The 15,886-nt window shown below is 48.0% G+C and carries 15 protein-coding genes; 14 read left to right on the top strand and 1 reads right to left on the bottom strand.

What is annotated here, in order from left to right:
• The first annotated feature begins 100 nt into the window (after positions 1-100).
• Both HQN88_RS24095 and HQN88_RS24090 read left to right on the top strand, forming a co-directional pair.
• Positions 101-466 (top strand): NADH-quinone oxidoreductase subunit A, encoded by a 366-nt coding sequence (locus HQN88_RS24095; protein ID WP_057313434.1) that lies wholly within the window; start codon positions 101-103, stop codon positions 464-466.
• Positions 451-969, top strand: a complete 519-nt coding sequence (locus HQN88_RS24090; protein ID WP_173117279.1) for a NuoB/complex I 20 kDa subunit family protein — start codon at positions 451-453, stop codon at positions 967-969. The genes HQN88_RS24095 and HQN88_RS24090 overlap by 16 nt, the downstream gene beginning before the upstream one ends.
• Here the strand turns inward: HQN88_RS24090 and HQN88_RS37835 are convergent.
• Positions 959-1,474, bottom strand: coding sequence for a hypothetical protein (locus tag HQN88_RS37835; RefSeq protein ID WP_246320429.1), 516 nt, complete (start codon positions 1,472-1,474; stop codon positions 959-961). The two genes, HQN88_RS24090 and HQN88_RS37835, sit on opposite strands and share 11 nt — an antisense overlap.
• Here HQN88_RS37835 and HQN88_RS37830 point away from each other — a divergent pair.
• The 12 genes from HQN88_RS37830 to murA all read left to right on the top strand — a co-directional run bounded on the left by HQN88_RS37830 (position 1,404) and on the right by murA (position 15,616).
• On the top strand, positions 1,404-1,868 hold the full coding sequence (locus HQN88_RS37830) for an NADH-quinone oxidoreductase subunit C (RefSeq protein WP_246320427.1): 465 nt from the start codon (positions 1,404-1,406) through the stop codon (positions 1,866-1,868). The two genes, HQN88_RS37835 and HQN88_RS37830, sit on opposite strands and share 71 nt — an antisense overlap.
• A 3-nt stretch (positions 1,869-1,871) precedes the next feature.
• A complete protein-coding gene (locus HQN88_RS24080; RefSeq protein WP_173117275.1) occupies positions 1,872-2,972 on the top strand; it encodes an NADH-quinone oxidoreductase subunit D in 1,101 nt (366 codons plus the stop codon).
• On the top strand, positions 2,972-3,976 hold the full coding sequence (nuoH, locus tag HQN88_RS24075; RefSeq protein WP_173117273.1) for an NADH-quinone oxidoreductase subunit NuoH: 1,005 nt from the start codon (positions 2,972-2,974) through the stop codon (positions 3,974-3,976). The genes HQN88_RS24080 and nuoH overlap by 1 nt, the downstream gene beginning before the upstream one ends.
• 136 nt (positions 3,977-4,112) lie before the next feature.
• Positions 4,113-4,565: an NADH-quinone oxidoreductase subunit NuoI gene (nuoI, locus tag HQN88_RS24070; protein WP_056611658.1), complete on the top strand. Its 453-nt coding sequence runs from the start codon at positions 4,113-4,115 to the stop codon at positions 4,563-4,565.
• Positions 4,558-5,088 (top strand): NADH-quinone oxidoreductase subunit J, encoded by a 531-nt coding sequence (locus HQN88_RS24065; protein WP_056611655.1) that lies wholly within the window; start codon positions 4,558-4,560, stop codon positions 5,086-5,088. Before nuoI ends, HQN88_RS24065 begins: the two co-directional genes overlap by 8 nt.
• Positions 5,089-5,090: 2 nt before the next feature.
• A complete protein-coding gene (gene nuoK / locus HQN88_RS24060; RefSeq protein WP_056611652.1) occupies positions 5,091-5,402 on the top strand; it encodes an NADH-quinone oxidoreductase subunit NuoK in 312 nt (103 codons plus the stop codon).
• Between the two features lie 15 nt (positions 5,403-5,417).
• Positions 5,418-7,346: an NADH-quinone oxidoreductase subunit L gene (gene nuoL, locus HQN88_RS24055; RefSeq protein ID WP_173117271.1), complete on the top strand. Its 1,929-nt coding sequence runs from the start codon at positions 5,418-5,420 to the stop codon at positions 7,344-7,346.
• Positions 7,336-8,958 carry a complex I subunit 4 family protein gene (locus HQN88_RS24050; RefSeq protein ID WP_173117269.1) on the top strand — a complete coding sequence of 541 codons (1,623 nt, stop codon included), beginning with the start codon at positions 7,336-7,338 and terminating at the stop codon, positions 8,956-8,958. The genes nuoL and HQN88_RS24050 overlap by 11 nt, the downstream gene beginning before the upstream one ends.
• A gap of 4 nt (positions 8,959-8,962) precedes the next feature.
• Positions 8,963-10,474: an NADH-quinone oxidoreductase subunit N gene (locus HQN88_RS24045; protein WP_173117267.1), complete on the top strand. Its 1,512-nt coding sequence runs from the start codon at positions 8,963-8,965 to the stop codon at positions 10,472-10,474.
• Between the two features lie 810 nt (positions 10,475-11,284).
• Complete coding sequence (locus tag HQN88_RS24040; protein ID WP_246320421.1) at positions 11,285-13,819, top strand: S8 family serine peptidase; 2,535 nt, start codon at positions 11,285-11,287, stop codon at positions 13,817-13,819.
• 19 nt (positions 13,820-13,838) lie between these two features.
• Positions 13,839-14,099, top strand: a complete 261-nt coding sequence (locus tag HQN88_RS24035; protein WP_063795496.1) for a DUF1146 domain-containing protein — start codon at positions 13,839-13,841, stop codon at positions 14,097-14,099.
• Positions 14,100-14,296: 197 nt separating this feature from the next.
• Positions 14,297-15,616 carry a UDP-N-acetylglucosamine 1-carboxyvinyltransferase gene (gene murA, locus HQN88_RS24030; RefSeq protein WP_173117371.1) on the top strand — a complete coding sequence of 440 codons (1,320 nt, stop codon included), beginning with the start codon at positions 14,297-14,299 and terminating at the stop codon, positions 15,614-15,616.
• Positions 15,617-15,886: the final 270 nt, after the last annotated feature.

The raw sequence follows: 15,886 nt of genomic DNA, 5'->3' as shown, positions 1-15,886 counted from the left end.
CCCATACCCCTTTTTGTTATACTAATAAAGGTGATTATTACCAAAACTAATGAAATCGTAAGGAATGCAAATAAGAAATGGAGGCGGTTACATTCACATGATGTATACAAATAACTATGTAATCGTAGCGGTTTTTCTAGGGTTAGGTATTTTCCTCCCTATAGCAGCGCTGACGATTGGCAAATGGTTAAGACCGAGCAAACCCATCGATGAGAAGTATACGACGTATGAGAGTGGGAACGAACCTGTAGGCGAGGGACAAATCCGGTTTAACATTCGATATTATTTGTACGCTTTGATGTTTGTCATCTTTGATGTGGAGACCGTATTCCTCTATCCGTGGGCAGTTGCCTTTAATCAACTTGGATTATTCGCGTTAATAGAAATGTGTATTTTTGTAGCCTTGCTTGCCATAGGACTAATATACGCTTGGAAGAAGAAGGTGCTGCGATGGACTTCAGTCTAGAGTCAATCTCTCCCGAGGAACGGGAAGAATTAAACCGTAATGTATTTATGACAACACTGGAGCAGATAAAAGCTTGGGCTCGCAGTAATTCGCTTTGGCCATTAACCTTTGGCTTGGCTTGTTGTGGGATCGAAATGATGGCAACAGGCGGTTCTCACTATGATTTAGATCGGTTCGGAGTCATCTTCCGTACGTCACCAAGGCAATCAGATGTCATGATTGTTGCAGGGACAGTTACGAAGAAAATGGCTCCTTTGTTGCGCCGACTTTATGATCAAATGCCTGAACCGAAGTGGGTTATTGCGATGGGCTCCTGTGCAACAGCAGGCGGTCCGTATGTGAAATCGTATTCGGTCGTGAAGGGTGTCGACCAAATCGTACCGGTGGACGTGTATATCCCAGGTTGTCCGCCGAATCCTGCTGCGCTAATCTATGGCATCAACAAGCTTCAGGAGAAGATTCGTTATGAAGCGAAGACTGGGAAGCAGGTGATCAACCGATGAGCGAGGAGAATAAGCCGGAAGAGACCACGGTTCCAACTCCTCCTGTTAGTGAGGACGGGAAAGAGGAAGGCAAAGCGGAGAGCCCACCGGTTGAGAGTAAAAAGGAAGCTGTGCAAGCCAATCCTGATGGAGGCTCTGAGAGCAAAGCCGCATCCGTTGTTGCTGGCGCAAGTACGCCAGCAACAACGGATGCGGCGGCAGAGCGCGCCGCAGCAAGAGCCGCGCGCCTCGCAGCGCGCGCAGCCGCAGAGGCGGGCGAATCTGCGCCCGCCACCACAGCAACGCCAGCGTCCGCAGACGCTGGCTCTGACGAAGAGAAGGCGGCCAAAGCCCAGGCCGCCGCAGAAGCTCGTGCCGCGCGAGCCGCAGCACGCGGAGCGAAGCCCGAATCGGCGGATCCAGCCGCGCCGAAGGAGCCTTCACCGAACCAGCCGCTGCTGGACCGGCTGGTTGCGATCTTAAAGGCCGAGGCAGGCGAAGACGCCGTCGTCGAAGCTTTCATCAACGAAAGGGACGCGCATCGTCCTTACGTTGTCATTCACAGCTCGCGCTGGCCGCAGGCTGCGCTGACGCTGAGAGATCACGCCGAGCTGCGCTGCGATTACTTGCGCAATCTCTCCGGTGTAGACCAAGAAACGCACCTCGAGGTGGCGTATCATCTGCTTTCCCTCACACACAAGCATGAGTATTGTGTGAAGGTGAAGACAGACCGCGAACAAGCCAGCATACCTTCGGTAGCTGATGTCTGGCCGACGGCCAACTGGAATGAGCGTGAAGCCTTTGACCTGTTCGGCATCGATTTCCCTGGCCACCCGAACTTAGTACGGATCATGATGCCTGATGATTGGGTGGGTCATCCACTGCGCAAAGACTACGAACCGCTCGACCCGGAGGTGTAGCACGTGTTACGGACAGAAGAACTCCTGTTAAATGTTGGTCCTCAGCATCCCAGTACACACGGCGTTTTCCGCGTGATTGTAAAGCTGGATGGTGAAATCATTCGAGAAGCTATACCCGTTATGGGCTACTTACATAGAGGAACAGAGAAATTGGCTGAGAACCTCAGCTATACCCAAATCATCCCCTACACAGACCGAATGGATTACGTATCGGCGATGACGACCAACTACGCGTTAGTTAACGCCGTAGAGAGAATGATGCAATTAGAAGTGCCAGAACGCGCAGAATTCCTCCGCTTAATCGTGATGGAGCTGCAACGAATCGCCTCTCACATGGTGTGGTGGGGAACATACTTGCTGGATATCGGGGCGATGAGCCCGTTCTTGTATGCGTTCCGTGACCGCGAAATCATTATCGACCTATTCAACGAATTGTGTGGCGCGCGTTTAACGTACAACTACATGCGTGTAGGCGGCGTGAAATGGGACGCACCAGACGGTTGGATCGAGAAGGTACGCAAATTCGTGCCGTATATGTACGGCAAATTAGAAGAATATCACACACTTGTCACTGGAAATGAGATTTTCCTCTCACGGATCAAGGGTGTGGGCAAATATGACGCTGAGACAGCCATTGCGTATGGCCTTAGCGGGGCGAACCTGCGTTGTACAGGTGTTGACTGGGATATTCGCAAAACGCAGCCGTACAGCCTATACAGCCGCTTCCAGTTCGATGTGCCTGTGCGTAGTAGCGGGGATTGCTATGACCGCTATTTAATCCGAATGGAAGAAATAAAACAATCCCTCCGCATTCTGGAGCAAGCTTTAGACGTGTTCCCTGAGGGTGGGGAAACGATGGGCAAAGTGCCGAGAGTCATTCGCCCGCCAGAAGGCGAAATTTATGCAGCAATTGAGTCTCCGCGTGGGGAAATTGGCTGCCATATTATTTCCAGAGGTAAACAAGAGCCTTACCGTTTGAAATTCCGCAGACCGTCCTTCGTCAATCTGCAAATATTGCCCAAGATTTTGGTTGGGGAGTCGATGACCAATCTCATTACGATTCTGGGCGGCATCGATATTGTCGTTGGGGAGGTGGATGCCTAATGGTCAATTTATTGGAGGAGAGTCTGACATGGACGAACTTCTTCGTATTCCTATTCTGGGGCATCGTGATGCTCATGCTCGTGTTGGGGTTTGTTACCTACGCGATCTACTTCGAGCGTAAGGTTATTGGATGGATGCAATTGCGGATCGGACCAAACCGGACAGGACCTTTAGGACTGTTGCAGAGCGTCGCCGATGTATTTAAGCTTCTCATTAAGGAAGATACGATTCCTAAGAAGGCTGAGCGTGAGCTTTTCATTCTCGCACCGATCATTACCTTTTTCCCGTCTTTTACGATAATTGCGACGATTCCTTTCTCAGATCGTATGTTTGGTGCGAATTTGAATGTGGGATTGCTCTATTACGTAGCATTAACAGGGATTTCAACCTTTGGAATTATACTTGGCGGTTGGGCATCCAACAATAAATATGCGTTACTCGGCGGCATGCGTTCCGCAGCTCAAATGATTAGTTATGAAGTTCCGTTAGTTATTTCAGTTGTTGGTGTAATTATGATGACAGGCAGCCTCAATCTGCATACCATTGTCGATCATCAAACAGGCGGCTTCTGGCACTGGAACTTCATTCCTCAAATCCTAGGTTTCATTATTTTTGTGATTGCGGGTGTGTCCGAGCTTAATCGTACGCCGTTTGACTTACCAGAAGCAGAATCTGAGCTCGTCGCGGGCTACCATGTGGAATACAGCGGTTTCCGCTTCGCTTTCTTCATGCTATCCGAGTATGTGTACGTCTTCGTCATTGCTTCACTGGTGAGTCTGATTTTCCTTGGTGGATGGCATGCGCCATTCGGATTCCTTGGTTTCATACCAGGCGTTATTTGGTTCCTGTTGAAATTCTCATCGGTCGTGTTCTTCCTCTTCTGGTTGCGGGCGACACTACCACGTGTTCGAATTGATCAATTGATGGGGTTCGGCTGGAAAGTGCTGCTTCCACTGGCGCTGGTCAACATGCTGGTGACGGCGATTATCATGACCATCTTTTAAGCTAAGTATCGCTGGATATGATCTATGATAGAAAACTCTAAAACCACGCCTACGATGTTAGTTTTTCTTTCGCAGCCGTTAAGTTTATGCGTACGAAGTTAGTTTTCCTCCGGAAAACTTGAAGGAGTTGAAACATATGAAGGGCATTATGAAAGGTTTAGGCTTCACGTTCAAGCATTTGACTGAGAAGAAAGTAACGTACGCATACCCAGAAGTTCCGATTAAAATGCCGGATCGCTTTCGTGGTATTCAATATTTTGATCCCGAGAAATGCATTGTGTGCAATCAATGTGCGCGTGTGTGCCCGACGGAGTGTATTACGTTAACTGGAAAAGCGAACCCAGACCCTGAGAAAAAGGGGAAGGTCATTGATACGTATGACATCAACTTCGAAATTTGTATCCTGTGCGACCTGTGCACAGAGGTGTGTCCGACAGAAGCGATCGTGATGACAAACAATTTTGAGCTTAGCAGTTACAGTCGGGATGATTTATTCAAAAATATGGAGTGGCTGAGCAACAACACCCAAAACATTCGTCAAGAGAACAATTCTGCGATGCCTAAAGGGGGCGCGAAGAAAGATGTTTAGTGGACTCGGCGATTTTTTATCCAGCGGTACGAGTTGGGCGTTCTTCATTTTCGCGTTGCTCGCGATCGGCGGGGCGATCTTCATGATCTCTTTTACGAAAGTCGTGCACATGGTTGTTGCAGTGGCCCTTACGTTTATCAGCTTGGCAGGTTTGTATGTCATTCTTGAAGCAGAGTTTGTCGCTTTCGTGCAGGTCTTGATTTATGCCGGTGCTATCTCCATTCTGATGATTTTCGGGATTATGATGACGAAGCATAGACAGGGTGAAGACGAGGGACTTAAGCGTCCATGGCATGAAGGCTTGGCCATTCTTGGCGCTGTGGGATTGTTCGGCGTGTTGTTCTATGCGATTCAGAAATCGACCTTCGTCTCTTCGGGGACATTGGATGCTGGCAAGGATAATACGCTCGAAATCGGGAAGCTGCTGTATAACGTGCATGTCATTCCCTTCGAAATCATGTCCGTGCTGCTGACGGTAGCGTTCATCGGTGCCATCGTAGTTGCCAAGAGAGAGGAGGATTAGCGTTGGGTAACTTAATTACTCCTTATCTTACATTAGCGGCGATCCTATTCTGCATTGGACTGTACGGTGCATTAACGAAGAAAAACGGGGTTATTGTCTTGCTCTCCATCGAGCTTATGCTCAATGCGGTGAACTTGAATTTGATTGCCTTCTCGAAACTAGGAGATCACCCAGCATTGACGGGACATATCTTCTCCCTCTTTAACATTACGATTGCAGCTGCAGAGGCGGCTGTGGGGATTGCGATATTGATCACGATTTACCGAAATAAAGGCACCGTTGAAGTGACAGATTTGGATTCTATGAAGCGCTAGGAGGCTAACAAGGCTATGGTATCGGACTATTCACAGTACGCCTGGCTCATTCCATTGTTTCCGTTGCTTGCTTTTCTAGCGCTTACGGCAATGGGGCGTCAACTAAAAGATTTGGGGATTTACATTAGCATTTTTGCGATGCTGCTTTCGTTTATTGTGGCGTTGCTCATATTTGTGGAGCGGATTGGCGGCAATGTTGAGGATTTCACGTGGGATAAAATGAACTGGCTGCAGGTCGGCGATTTTACGCTGAAAATGGGGTTTGAGGTCACCAATCTAAACTCCCTGATGCTCGTAATCGTCACGCTGGTTTCGCTGCTAGTGAACATTTATTCCAAAGGCTACATGAAAGGCGACGAGCGTATTCACGTGTTTTTCGGTTATATTGCGCTGTTCTCTTTCTCCATGCTAGGCCTTGTTATTTCCGAAAATATGCTGGAGCTGTACATCTTCTGGGAGCTAGTAGGGGTATGTTCCTTCTTGCTCGTTGGATTCTGGTACTTCAAGCCAGAGGCGAAGGCTGCCGCTAAAAAGGCATTCATCGTCACCCGTATCGGGGACGTGGGCTTGTTTATCGCGATCCTGTTGTTGTATCTCTACATGCCAGGGCACGCGTTAGATTTCACATCGATACATAACGCCTTCACCACAGGCAAAATCGACCCTACGATCGTTACGTGGATCGCTGTTCTGATTTTCATAGGAGCGATGGGTAAATCCGGTCAATTCCCGCTGCACACATGGTTACCTGATGCCATGGAAGGGCCAACGCCGATCTCGGCGCTAATCCATGCTGCAACGATGGTTGCTGCTGGGGTGTACCTTGTGGCACGGACGTTTGACATTTTCCACGCCTCGCCAGATGCGTTAATGGTCGTTGCTTATGTGGGTGGGTTTACCGCCATTTTTGCGGCAACAATCGGTATTGCCCAGAACGATATTAAACGGATTCTCGCTTATTCGACTGTGAGTCAACTCGGTTATATGATGATGGCGCTGGGGATTGGCGTTTCATTTACATCAGGAATGTTCCACTTGTTTACACATGCCTTCTTCAAGGCGCTGCTCTTCTTGGGCGCAGGTAGTGTGATTCACGCGGTCCATACGCAGAACATCAACGAAATGGGCGGTTTATCCCGCAAAATGAAAATCACCACTTGGACCTTCGCGATCGGAACGCTGGCATTAGCAGGAATCTTCCCATTCGCAGGCTTCTGGTCGAAGGATATGATTCTTACAGAAGCGTACGAGCATAATCAGCTGCTATTCTGGGTCGGTGTGATTGCGGCGTTCTTCACCGCTTTCTATATGTCACGCTTGTTCTTCCTTGTGTTTATGGGCACGTCTAGAGCGAAAGCTCATGCTCCGGAGGATCATGATGACCATGGACATGACCATGCGCATGAGCATGAGCCGCACGAATCTCCAGCTTCGATGACGACACCGCTTATCGTACTGGCTGTGCTGGCTGTCGTGGCAGGCTTCGTGAATACGCCATTCAATGAATGGCTGGGTCACTGGTTGACAGGGCAAGAGCATGAAGAGACGGCCAATTGGACGGTTATTATTTTGTCCACGTTAGCTGGCTTATTAGGAATTGGACTGGGTTATCTAATTTACCTCAAACGCACGATCCCTCGGGACATTGTTTCGGGTAAAATGCCTTGGTTATACACGTTGCTTAACCGCAAATATTTCATCGATGAAATCTATGATGTTATAGTAGTCAAACCGCTTCGCGGTCTAGGTTATATCCTGGAATTGATTGATATTTACATCATTGATGGGATTGTTCGCTTAGTTGCTTTCACGGTGGTTAGTCTTGGACGCTTAGGCTCCCGACTCCAAAATGGTCAACTGCAGTCCTACGGCATCATTATGCTGCTTGGGATGCTGATTCTGGCACTTGCCATTGCAGGAAGGAGGTTCATACATGCCGGCTAATTTACCCATTCTTAGTATGATTGCCTTCTCACCTTTGCTTGGTGTACTCGTCCTGCTCTTCCTTCGGGGAGATCGTGGGCGCCTAATCAAAACCGTAGGTATCGTCACGACACTGATTCCGCTGATTTTAGCGGCATGGTTGTATGTGGACTATAACTATCAAGGGGATCCACTACAGTACAAAGAACAGCTCGACTGGATTAAAGTCCCTTTAAACCACGAGGGTATTCAGCAAATCACACAATTCTTCTTCGAGTTTAAATATTCGTTAGCGGTCGATGGCATTTCATTGCCGCTCGTCTTCCTTACGGCACTGATTTCGTCGATGGCCGCTTTAGCGTCTGTGTACATCAAGAAACGTTGGAAAACGTATTTCATTTTGTTCCTTCTGCTAGAGACGGGTATGTTCGGTGTATTCATGGCACAGGATCTCTTCTTATTCTTCCTGTTCTTCGAAATTACACTCGTGCCGATGTTCTTCTTGATCGGAATTTGGGGGTATATGAACCGTGAGCAAGCGGCAAACCGCTTCTTGCTGTATAACGGTCTTGGCTCAGCGATTATGCTGATTGCCTTTCTTATTCTGGTTACGACTGCAGGATTTAACCAAGATCCATCGCAGACTGAGGCTATCATTTACTATAGCGGCGACATTCATACGATTGCACACAATCTGTTACAAGCCCCTGAGGCTTATGTGAATCAGAGCGGTACGCCGTTCTTTATGAGTCAAGGGATGAAATGGACTGTGTTCATCATGCTGTTGGTCGCTTTCGGGATCAAGCTACCGATCTTTCCGTTCCATACGTGGATGCTGAAAGTACATACAGAGGCTCCGCCTGCTGTCGTTATGATTCACTCCGGGATTTTGCTCAAAATGGGAGCCTACGGCCTCATCCGTTTCGGCATTCTGTTCTTCCCGGCGGAAGCCCAGCAATGGGCGTGGGTGCTCGCGCTCCTCGGAGTCATTAACATCGTGTACGGCGCGCTGCTTGCGATGGTCCAAAAGGACTTCAAACTCGTACTCGCCTACTCGAGTATCAGCCACATGGGCATCGTCCTGTTGGGACTTGCTGCTTTCAACATTGCAGGTCTGCAAGGCGCCGTGTTCCAGTTGATCTCACACGGTCTGATCTCAGCCCTGATGTTCTTGCTCGTCGGCAGCATCTACGAGAGAACCGAAACCACGCAGCTCGATCGCTTGGGCGGTCTCGCTCGCAATATTCCCTTCATCAGCGGTATTCTGCTGATCGGGGGCATGGCCTCGCTCGGATTGCCAGGCTTATCCGGCTTCATCAGTGAGTTCCTCGCGTTCGTCGGACTCTTTGAAACCCACCGTGTGTACGCGATTGTCGGTACACTGGGTATTATTTTCGCAGCGGTTTACGTGCTGCGCGGGGTACTGAACATCACGTTCGGCCCTCAGCAGCCGAGCTTACTGCAGCAAGGGATGCGCGACGCGCGTCTCATCGAGGCTGTGCCGATGATTACCTTGGTCGCGTTCATTCTCTTGCTGGGCGTGTACCCAAGCGTGCTGAGTACGCCGCTTCAACAAACCATTGGCAGCTTGGATCAACTGATCCATAGCGTAGCCGGGAAGATAGGAGGTTAGTCCAGTGGAACAGATTAGACTCCATGCCAGTGATTTATTGTATCTGCTCCCTGAGCTTGCGCTGGTTGCTACTGCGATCATCCTATCTCTCTTGGATTTGGTTCTGCCGAACCGTTTCAGTCGTTCGATTATCGGATGGTTGACCCTGGTCGGCATCGCGATTTCTGCCGTGTTCGTTGTCCTGCAGCTGAATCCGGACGAAGCGATTCAACTCTTGAATCAAAGCTATCGCGTCGACGATTTTTCGAACTTACTTAAATTGTGTACCCTTGTCGGAACGGGACTCATTGTCTTCATGAGCTTAGGCTTCGTGAAAGAGGATAGCATTCCGCATGTCGGGGAGTATTACTACTTCTACTTGCCTGCAGCGTTAGGGGCCATGATCATGTCATCCTCGGGTGATTTGATTACACTCTATGTCGGGTTGGAATTGCTGAGTATTACTTCTTACCTCATGGTGGCTATGAAGAAGAAAGACAAGAAATCCAATGAAGGAGCATTCAAATACTTGGTGATGGGCGGTATTTCATCCGCGATTATCCTGTATGGCATGTCCTTCTTGTATGGGATGGTCGGTTCCGCAAATCTGCAAGAGATTGGCGCAGCCCTCCCAACGTTGGTAACCTCGTACGAGCCGCTGCTCTACGTTGCTTTCTTCTTGCTGCTGGCAGGATTCGGTTTTAAAATTGCCGCCGCACCATTTCACAGCTGGGCGCCGGATGTGTATGAAGGCGCGCCAACACCGGTTACGGCATTCTTGGCTGTCGTGTCCAAAGCGGCCGGCTTCGCCATCTTGTTCCGAGTCTTTTATGTCTTGTTCGGATTTAGCGACTTCGGAGAGAGTAAGCTGCAATCCGATGTGTTCCTAGCGATATCCGTTATGGCGGCTATTGCAATGGTCGTGGGGAATTTCATTGCGCTGAAGCAAACGAATATGAAACGGCTCCTCGCCTATTCGGGAATTGCCAATGCTGGTTATCTGCTCGTTCCGATTGGAACGTACTTTTCGGCCACGCATTATGCCAATTTCTCGGAATTCATTTTTTATTTAATCGCGTATATGTTCATGAACATCGGTGCTTTCGCCGTATTGATGATTATCGAGCAAGCGGAAGGTCATACCGAAGCAAAAGGCTTCGCGGGTCTCTATTACCGTGCACCTTTAACAGCAGTGGCGATGGTATTGATCATTCTTTCCTTAGCTGGTATTCCGTTATCAGGTGGATTCTTCGGTAAGCTCTACATCATCTTAGGAACGATGCAAACACAGCAATACTGGCTTGGTGCGTTAATGATCGCAACCAGCGTTGTTTCGTTCTACTACTATTTCAGCATCGTGCGTCAAATGTTCATGCGCAGCGATTACGAGCCAGCAGCAATCAAAGTGTCCGTGCCGTTAGGCATAACCGTTTGGTTATGTGCGCTAATCAGCGTGGCGCTTGGTGTGGTTCCGCACTTGGTGCTAAAAGGCATCGAGAGCGTCTTTACTTTGACGAAGGATTTTATTATCCAATAATCAGTACCCTAAGAAGCTCTTCCTACGTAAATGTAGGGAGGGCTTTTTTTGCTGCCATTTGAGGCGATGCGAGTGGAGAGGAAGTAGAAGTATGAGTAGGGGTTGCTAAGTTAAAATTGAGTTGATTGGATGTAGGTTTTGTAATGCTCCTTTGTACCTGATGAATAGATGGATTTTATCCAGTTAAATATGGGGGTTTTCTGCCCAAACTCAGAATAGATGGAAAACCTGCAGTTAAATTTGAGAAATTTACTCGATCTGAACAAAAAGGTCATTTTTAACTACATGTTTTCCAGTTAAATCAAGTTTTCAAAGGAATTTCACTTAAAGAGCTGCACATTATCCAGTTCGTGCATTTGTGTAGAGCTAGAGCCCCCAAACCCAACCGCCACCACAACCGTCCGAACCCAAGGATTCCATGTTCAAATCCCGCGCGCCTGTAGCGAGCACTTAATTTGCCGTTATTTGATTCATCTCATTTCCCCGGAAATAAAGGAAGGTAGGACCTTTTCTTCCAAATTCTACATTATTTAGACGAGTCCCGGACAACTCCCAGAAAATACTTTAAAAAATATTTTCTAAGATCTGAACTTTTTGCGAAGTTGAGCCGTTATAGGTATCGAGAAGATGTTTAATATGGTATAGATATATGAGAAAACTTTTATCGAGGCACCTCGAAGATGAGCGACCGCGTTAGATGTAAGTTTTATCACCAATAACAAAGCTGTTTTCTGACACCGAAAACGTATACTTTCTTATGTGATAAGTAAATGACAAAGAGATTTATTTTGGGACAAAGGACCTGATGTGATGACTTATTTTCGATACGTAGGCCCCATGATATTGATGACAATGCTAGTCCTAGGACTAATAGGCTTCGTGCCTAATGTAGATGCAGCTTATGCGGTGTCTACGGATCCCATGAGAGTGAAGCAAACCTATCTGGATATGATTCGCGTCGATCAAGCATGGGCCGCAGCAGGTGATGCCCGTACGCCGATTGTTGTCGCCGTTGTTGATACTGGCGTTGACCTTGGACATCCAGATCTCACGGGTAATTTAGTGGATGGTGTGAATTTACTGCAGGCTTCGAAGAAGCCTTTTGATGATAATGGACATGGAACGAACGTAGCGGGCTTGATTGCTGCTGTGATTAATAACGATAAAGGTATCGCGGGAATTGCCCCCAATGCGAAAATTATGCCAATTAAGGCACTAGAAGCAGATGGAACAGGTGGCGAAGCCAAACTGGGCGAAGGCATTAAATATGCGGTCGATCACGGGGCGAAAATCGTTGTACTTTCTTTGGGATTGAACAAATACTCGGATTATCTGGCAGGTATCGTGCAATACGCAGAGGATCGTAACGTCTTACTCGTCGCCGCTGTTGGTAATGAGAGTACGAGTGTGAAATACCCCGCGGCGTATCCAACTGTGCTTTCTGTTGGTGGTGTGAGCCCCAATAAACAGGCTGATCCACGATCGAATTACGGTCCTGAGCTCGATATTATGGCGCCTTGGGACGTATACACGACGGCGCTTGGCGGTGGCTATCAGTATCAAGATGGAAGCTCAATGGCTGCGCCTCAAGTGGCAGCTGCAGCTGCGCTAGTATGGGGAAAATATCCGGCTATGTCGGCGTATCAAGTGCGCTCACAGCTCGAGCAAACAGCCACGGACTTAATGTCCAAAGGTTGGGATGCTAAGACGGGTTATGGCTTATTGAATATCGAGAAGGCACTGACGGAGCCTTATAAGCAAGATCGCTTCGAACCGAATGATCTCGCCAGCCAGGCGGCATCGCTGCCTAATCATACAATAGTCAAAGCGAATCTTAGCTCAGGGCAGGACCTGGACTGGTACGCGATTGATGCAGCTTATGACGGTTACATTCAGTTAGTCGTGAAGCCCGAGGATGGGGCGGGTATTCGTGTGAAGTTCGATTCAGGACAGAGCTTCGATGCCGTAAGTGGTACTGATGAAGGAAAACAGTCATTCACTGTGGCTGTGACCAAAGGCATTACTTATGTGCAATTGGAGAATGTTGATCGCGCTCGCAAGACCCAGCTGAATTATACGTTGCGAACGGATTTTATTATTTATACGGATCCATTTGAGGATAATGATAAGCAGTATAAAGCTTTTACATTACCAGAACGCAGTCAGACCATTCGAGGTACGTTTCATAAAACAGACGACATCGATTGGTTCGCAATGACGCTTGAACACTCGGGCACGATGCGCCTTAGATTATCGACGGATACGGGACGGATCGATCCTATGCTTCTTTTTCAGAAAGAAGGGGAGAAGTCAACGACGATCGATCAGGCTGGCGATGGCGGTATAGAAGTGAGTTCCCAGATGGAAGTCCTGCCTGGGCAATATTATATTCGAGTTAGTAATGTGAAGGATTATACTGGACCCATTACAGGTGAATACACTTTAGAGATTGAGTATACGCCTAAGTTAATAGACGCGAATGAACCGAACGACAAATCGTATCAAGCTACATTTGCTGCGATGAATGCCCGGTATGAAGGTGTTTTTCATAAAAATGAAGACGTTGATTGGTTCGAATTCCGATTAACTTCAGATAGTTTGGCTCAAATCAGATTAACCAATATTCCTACCTCACGCACGTTATACGCTACGTTATATAATAATTCATTGCAGGAGCAGGGCACCTACCGAAGTGAGAGTGGTTCGGATCAACTGGGCTTCGAGAAGCCGTTGCCTGAAGGAACGTATTATATTAAACTTCAAGCGAATCAGTGGTTTATGAGTCAGATGTATCGCTTGCAGTTGAACAGTTATGGGCTGGTCAGCGGGTATGTCGATATTGCAGGACATTGGGCTCAGGATGCCATTACCAAGCTTAGCGAGCAAGGAATGATTAGCGGTTATGGCAATTATCGCTTTGCACCAAATCAATCCATTACAAGAGCTGAAGCGGCTACTGTGCTATCGCGTGCGTTGCGTTTAACAAAACGCAAGGACTTGCGATTTAGCGACTTAGTCGCTTCGCATTGGGCTTACGCGGATATAGCCAAAACCGTTCAAGCCGCCATCGTAGATGGTTACCCAGACGGGACATTTAAGCCTGACGGCAAGTTGACCCGTATGGAAATGACGCAAATGCTTGCGCGCAGCATGAATATGACAGGGAAGCTGAGAGGCAATACACCTTTTAGCGATGTGAGCGAATCTTACTGGGGGATCGGCATTCTCAAACAGATGGCGGCAGATGGCTGGATCAGCGGTTTTCCCGATGGTACCTTCCATCCAGAAGATCAAGCAACACGGGCTGAATTTGTAACCATGCTGGACAGAGTCGTAAATCGGTAAAATCGAAGAGGAGTGACCTATGGGCGAGACGGACAAATGGAGTGAAGTGGCGCAATACGCGTCGTTGATGAACATGGCTAGCATAGCTGTCTATATTCTTTGCATCGGGTTGGCTTGGTGGTCGCTGCAAGCGTTCCGTTTTGATGTTTTACTGAGAAGACCTAAAGGCGCACAGGCGATTATGCTGCAAATCTTGCTTTCGATCGGACTTGGGCAGCTAGTTGCGGGCTTTTTCATTCAGTATTTGGGTCTCTCCATGAGCTTCAGTAAGATGTTTTAATGCGATTTTCCGAATAATGCAGAAGTTTGTTGTCAACAATGGATAATAGAACGGAATGAAAATCACATTACGCTTCGAACTCTATGTAGGGCATCTCTGACTGCCAAAAGAACACAGTTGTATCTATGTGGCTTCAAATGATAAACTTAGGAAATGTGCAAACCTGTCTTTTAAAATAAGTGCGCGGAGGGACCATGATGAGCAAAATTATCGTCCGCGGTGGCCGAAAGCTAGCTGGCAATGTAAAAATCAACGGAGCAAAAAATGCGGTACTGCCGATTATTGCGGCTTCCATTCTGGGGTCGGAAGGTGAAAGCGTCATCCATGATGCGCCTCCCCTTGACGATGTACTAGTCATTAATAAAGTATTACAAAGCTTAGGAATTGAAGTCGAATACAACCGTCAGGTGATTCGAGTAAGAGCTGGGCAGATTAATACCTGTGAAGCTTCCTATGATCTAGTCCGTAAAATGAGAGCCTCTTTCCTCGTGATGGGTCCTTTGTTAGCTAGGTTGGGTCAAGCGAGAATTTCGCTTCCAGGCGGTTGTGCGATTGGCACAAGACCGATTGACCAGCATCTCAAAGGCTTTGAAGCGATGGGTGCCGATATTGAACTGGGTCAAGGCTATATCGAAGCCAAAGTGAAAGGGCGCCTGAAGGGTGCCAAGATTTACTTAGATGTGGCCAGCGTAGGTGCAACAGAGAATATTATGATGGCCGCAACGCTTGCAGAAGGCACGACAACGATTGAAAATGCGGCAAAAGAGCCGGAAATTGTTGATTTGGCCAATTATTTGAATGCGATGGGCGCTGTGATCCGCGGTGCGGGTACAGGAGTTATTCGTATTGAAGGTGTGGAGAAGCTTCGTGGTTGCGTACATACGGTGATCCCAGATCGCGTAGAAGCTGGTACATACATGATTGCTGCAGCAATTACAGGCAGCGAACTGTACATGGAGGGCGCGATTGGAGACCACCTTCGTCCTGTCATTTCCAAAATGCAGGAAATGGGTGTTACGATCGAAGAAGATGAGAACGGTATTCGCGTTCGAGCTACAAGTCCGCTACGTGCGGTAGATGTGAAAACGTTACCGTATCCAGGCTTCCCAACCGACATGCAGTCGCAAATGATGGCACTGTTAATGGTTGCGGACGGAACGAGCCTTGTAACGGAGACTGTGTTCGAGAACCGTTTCATGCATGTAGATGAATTCGCGAATATGAATGCAAACATTAAAGTGGACGGTCGCACAGCGATCGTAAGTGGCAACTCAAAGCTGCGTGGTGCCAAGGTTTGCGCAACAGACCTGCGCGCTGGTGCAGCGCTCATTCTCGCGGCATTAGCCGCTGAGGGTGAGACGGAGATCACGGGTGTTCACCACATTGATCGTGGTTATGTCGATATCACGGACGTTCTGCGTGAACTAGGTGCCGATATCTATCGTTCGGTCCCACAAGAAATTGAGCAAGAAGTGGCGGAACTTGGATTTTTCAATATCCAGCCAACGCTAGCGTAAAACAAGAGGAATCATCAGGGAATGGACCTGATGGTTCTTTTTTTTTGAGTCTATCTCTAATTCACTTCTGCTTCTAAGTCTACTTAAACCTCTCTATTCACTCCTGCCACTACACGTCTCCCTACCACTACATGGACTCTAACCAGACTTACAGTAGATTTTACGCTACTCCTATCCTGGCTTCCTACTGCTATGACATGAAATGTGCGCCTCTCGCATGTTTAACTGTAAAAACTACAGTTAATTCCTTCGATTTTCTCGCAGTAAATG

The organism is Paenibacillus qinlingensis, from assembly GCF_013204845.1.
In the GTDB taxonomy this organism is placed as follows: domain Bacteria; phylum Bacillota; class Bacilli; order Paenibacillales; family NBRC-103111; genus Paenibacillus_E; species Paenibacillus_E qinlingensis.
Note: the sequence above shows the minus strand (reverse complement) of the source record. Positions and strands in the feature narration are given on the sequence as shown.

Coding starts and splice junctions, on each gene's coding strand:
- HQN88_RS24095 (WP_057313434.1), top strand. CDS start 101: ATGTATACAAATAACTATGTAATCGTAGCGGTTTTTCTAGGGTTAGGT.
- HQN88_RS24090 (WP_173117279.1), top strand. CDS start 451: ATGGACTTCAGTCTAGAGTCAATCTCTCCCGAGGAACGGGAAGAATTA.
- nuoH (WP_173117273.1), top strand. CDS start 2,972: ATGGTCAATTTATTGGAGGAGAGTCTGACATGGACGAACTTCTTCGTA.
- nuoI (WP_056611658.1), top strand. CDS start 4,113: ATGAAGGGCATTATGAAAGGTTTAGGCTTCACGTTCAAGCATTTGACT.
- HQN88_RS24065 (WP_056611655.1), top strand. CDS start 4,558: ATGTTTAGTGGACTCGGCGATTTTTTATCCAGCGGTACGAGTTGGGCG.
- nuoL (WP_173117271.1), top strand. CDS start 5,418: ATGGTATCGGACTATTCACAGTACGCCTGGCTCATTCCATTGTTTCCG.
- HQN88_RS24050 (WP_173117269.1), top strand. CDS start 7,336: ATGCCGGCTAATTTACCCATTCTTAGTATGATTGCCTTCTCACCTTTG.
- HQN88_RS24040 (WP_246320421.1), top strand. CDS start 11,285: ATGACTTATTTTCGATACGTAGGCCCCATGATATTGATGACAATGCTA.
- HQN88_RS24035 (WP_063795496.1), top strand. CDS start 13,839: ATGGGCGAGACGGACAAATGGAGTGAAGTGGCGCAATACGCGTCGTTG.
- murA (WP_173117371.1), top strand. CDS start 14,297: ATGAGCAAAATTATCGTCCGCGGTGGCCGAAAGCTAGCTGGCAATGTA.